The organism is Planktotalea sp. (genome assembly GCF_039984035.1).
Lineage (GTDB): Bacteria > Pseudomonadota > Alphaproteobacteria > Rhodobacterales > Rhodobacteraceae > Planktotalea.
Map to the genome: position 1 here is coordinate 1 of NZ_JBDWVM010000025.1, position 4,095 is coordinate 4,095.

Genomic DNA, 4,095 nt, shown 5'->3' on the forward strand with positions numbered 1-4,095 from the left:
ATCCAGCGGAAATTTTGACCCAATGTCTGGCGAGCCGCTATACACGCTTGCCTGTTTTTGATGGCGAGCGGGAAAACATTATAGGCATGGTGCACGCCAAGGATTTGCTCCGCGCGATGCACCGTTTGATCGATCCTGAAAATGGTTCGGTGAAAGGCCTCACCAATTTTGACATCTCAGAAGTTGCGATCACCCCCTACTTCGTCCCCGAGACCACAACGCTCGACGATCAAATGCGCAACTTTCTGCGTCGACGCACGCATTTCGCTTTGGTCGTTGACGAATACGGCTCGCTTCAGGGCTTGATCACTTTGGAAGACATCCTGGAAGAAATCGTTGGTGAGATCACCGACGAATTCGATCTGGAAGAAGATGCTGCGCTGGCCCCTGACGAAGAAGGTCACTATGCCATCGACGGCGCGATGACGATCCGCGACCTGAACCGTGCGGTGGATTGGTCACTCCCTGATGAAGAGGCCAACACTGTTGCAGGCCTTGTCATTCATGAAGCGCAAATGATCCCAACTCAGGGTCAGGTCTTTAGCTTTCACGGCTTCCGTTTCGAAGTCGTGGGGCGCGAAGGCAACCGGATCACGCAATTGAAAATCCGGCCGCTTTAAACCCTATTCGGCAGCAACACGCTTTGCTGCCGCTTCCAACATAGGCTTGAGATACCGCCCCGTATAACTGCGCGGTTCTTCGACGATCTTCTCCGGCGTACCGGTCGCCACGACCTCACCGCCGCCATCACCGCCTTCTGGGCCAATATCGATCACCCAATCAGCCGTTTTCACGACGTCCAAATTGTGCTCAATCACGATGACAGTGTTGCCCTGCTCTACCAGTTCATGCAGCACTTCCAAGAGCTTACGCACGTCTTCGAAATGCAGACCTGTGGTCGGTTCATCCAAGATGTAAAGCGTGCGCCCTGTTGAACGCTTGCTCAGCTCTTTGGATAACTTCACACGCTGCGCTTCACCGCCCGACAAGGTCGTTGCCTGCTGGCCAACCTTAATGTAGCCCAGCCCAACGCGCATAAGGGCATCCATCTTTTCGCGAATGCTCGGCACCGCTTTGAAGAATTCTTGTGCATCTTCGACAGTCATATTCAAAACGTCTGCGATGCTCTTGCCCTTGAAGACAACTTCTAGCGTTTCACGATTGTAGCGCGCGCCTTTGCAGGTTTCACATTCGACATAGACGTCAGGCAAGAAGTGCATTTCAATCTTGATAACGCCATCGCCCTGACATGCCTCACACCGGCCACCTTTAACGTTAAAGCTAAAGCGACCAGGTTTGTATCCACGTGCCTTGGCTTCAGGTAGCCCAGCAAACCATTCTCTGATCGGCGTAAAGGCACCGGTATAGGTCGCTGGGTTGGATCGTGGTGTCCGCCCAATCGCGCGCTGATCGATGTCGATCACCTTATCAAGATGTTCGAGCCCTTTGATCGTTTCGCACGGAGCAGGCGTTTGGCGCGCACCATTGAGTTGCATCGACGCAGTTTTGAACAAGGTCTCAATCGTCAGCGTGGACTTGCCGCCGCCCGAAACGCCCGTCACACACACGAATTTTCCAAGTGGGAAATCAACACTCACATTCTGTAAGTTATTCCCCGTCGCTTTCACGACTTTGATCTTTTTCTTGTTCCCCTTACGACGTTTCGCCGGAACTGCGATTTCACGTTTGCCGCTCAGATATTGCCCCGTAATGGAGCCTTCGTCCGCAATAATCTCTGCGGGTGATCCTTTGGAGACGACCTCGCCGCCATGCACACCAGCACCAGGGCCGATATCAAAAACATAGTCGGCTTCGCGGATCGCTTCCTCATCGTGTTCAACCACGATCACCGTATTCCCCTGATCCCGAAGGTTTTTCAGTGTTCCAAGTAGACGATCGTTGTCTCGTTGATGCAGGCCAATGGAAGGTTCATCCAAGACATATAGAACGCCCTGCAGACCCGAACCAATCTGGCTGGCCAGTCTAATCCTTTGACTTTCTCCTCCACTCAACGTCCCGCTGGAGCGCGACAATGTGAGGTACTCTAGACCGACATTATTAAGGAAACCCAAACGCTCGCGAATTTCTTTGAGGATCGCAGTGGCGATTTCATTCTTCTGCACTGTTAACGTTTCGGGCACTGCAGCGCACCAATCAAAAGCCTCTTTGATCGACATTTGAACCACGTGACCTACATGCAGATCCGCGATTTTAACGGCCAGCGCCTCTTCCCGCAGACGGAAACCACCACATGAACCACAGGGCCTATTGTTTTGATAACGTTCAAATTCTTCCCGAATCCAATTGCTATCCGTTTCGCGATATCGGCGTTCCATATTGGGAATGACACCCTCGAAAACCCGCGTCACTTCGTAAACGCGACCGCCTTCATCATAGCGGAACGGAATTTCATCATCACCAGACCCATGCAGGAAAACCTGTTTCACATGCGCGGGAAGATCTTTCCATTTCGTATTTTTGTTAAATTCGTAGTGCTTTGAAATTGCTTCAATTGTTTGCAAGAAATATGGTGATTTTCCCTTGCGCCACGGCGCCAGAGCACCGTCAGAAATCTTCAAATCAGCATCAGGCACAACCAAACGTTCATCGAAAAATAACTCTTTTCCCAGACCATCGCATTCAGGACATGCGCCAAACGGCGCGTTGAAACTGAAAAGGCGAGGTTCGATTTCTGGGATGGTAAAGCCACTCACAGGACATGCAAATTTCTCTGAAAACGTGCTGCGTTCCGGCTCACCTTCGCTCGGAGCTGTTTCGAGAATTGCGATCCCATCAGCCAGATCGAGCGCGGTTCTGAGACTGTCCGCAAGGCGCGTTTCAAGCCCCTCACGCACGACCAAACGATCCACAACAACGTCGATGTCATGACGGAATTTCTTATCAAGCGTGGGCGGTTCGTCCAGTTCATAGAACGCGCCATCCACCTTCACGCGTTGAAAGCCTTGCTTGCGCAACTCCATGAATTCTTTGCGATATTCACCTTTGCGATCCCGAACAATCGGCGCGAGCAGATAGGCGCGCGTCCCTTCTTCCATCGCCATGATACGATCGACCATGTCTTGAACTTGCTGCGCTTCAATCGGCTTGCCAGTCGCTGGCGAATAGGGCGTTCCAACGCGCGCATAGAGCAGACGCATATAGTCGTAGATTTCCGTCACCGTCCCTACGGTCGAACGTGGGTTTTTCGACGTTGTCTTTTGTTCGATCGAAATGGCAGGGCTCAAGCCGCTGATGTGATCCACATCAGGTTTTTGCATCATATCAAGGAATTGACGCGCATAGGCGCTCAGCGATTCCACGTAGCGGCGCTGGCCCTCTGCGTAAATCGTATCAAACGCGAGCGAAGATTTCCCAGAGCCAGAAAGTCCCGTTATCACAACGAGCTGATCGCGCGGGATATCCACATCAATGGACTTGAGATTATGTTCGCGCGCGCCACGCACTTCGATATTTTTGAGTTCGCCCATTTCGCCCCCTAGTGCAGTCCCGTTAACAGATAGCTAAAGCAAAACGAAAATCCAATAAGAAAAGGAGAACATTTACTGAACATCCACTTTGCGACGTCGAGACATGATCGAATGCGTGAGAATTCCACAGATGCTGAGAACAACAACGAATGCTACAGCGCCAGCAACACCCGCTGACAGAACAATTGCCGCCAAAATGGGCGGTCCACATGTGGTTCCTACGTTGCCCATCTGCGCAACGGCACCTGTAGCATGGGCGCGTCCCTCATCCGTTGGATTTAGGGCTGCAAGCGTTGCGAAACTCGCGCCGGGAACAAAACCCGTTGCTCCGAGCAGTAGCAAACAAGCGAGAACGAAGGCGCCATCATTACCGAAAACAAACAGCAGCGGAATGGCAGCGAGCGCCGTCAAAGCATAGCCAATCTGGACCGCTCGAACCGTGTTAACCATCTGAAGCAAAACAATACCCAGTGTGAGCGATGTGGCAATCGAAGCAAGTGGTAGGCTCGCTGAAAGCCCCGTTCGCGCGGTTTCGCCCACGAAGCCAGGCAAGTAGGTCAAAACGGAAATGTAAGTCGCCGTGTACCAAACAAACCCAAGCGCCGCC

2 protein-coding genes and 1 pseudogene are annotated in these 4,095 nt (G+C 52.2%); 1 reads left to right on the forward strand and 2 read right to left on the reverse strand.

Annotation, left to right across the window (positions count from 1 at the left end):
• On the forward strand, positions 1–620 hold a 620-nt coding region (locus ABJQ89_RS01140), incomplete at its 5' end, for a transporter associated domain-containing protein (RefSeq protein ID WP_348494443.1).
• Positions 621–623: 3 nt separating this feature from the next.
• Here the strand turns inward: ABJQ89_RS01140 and uvrA are convergent.
• Entirely contained in the window at positions 624–3,488 is a 2,865-nt protein-coding gene (uvrA, locus tag ABJQ89_RS01145; protein WP_348494444.1) for an excinuclease ABC subunit UvrA, read from the reverse strand.
• A 72-nt stretch (positions 3,489–3,560) separates the two neighbouring features.
• Positions 3,561–4,095, reverse strand: a pseudogene (locus ABJQ89_RS01150) (MFS transporter); the annotation flags it as partial.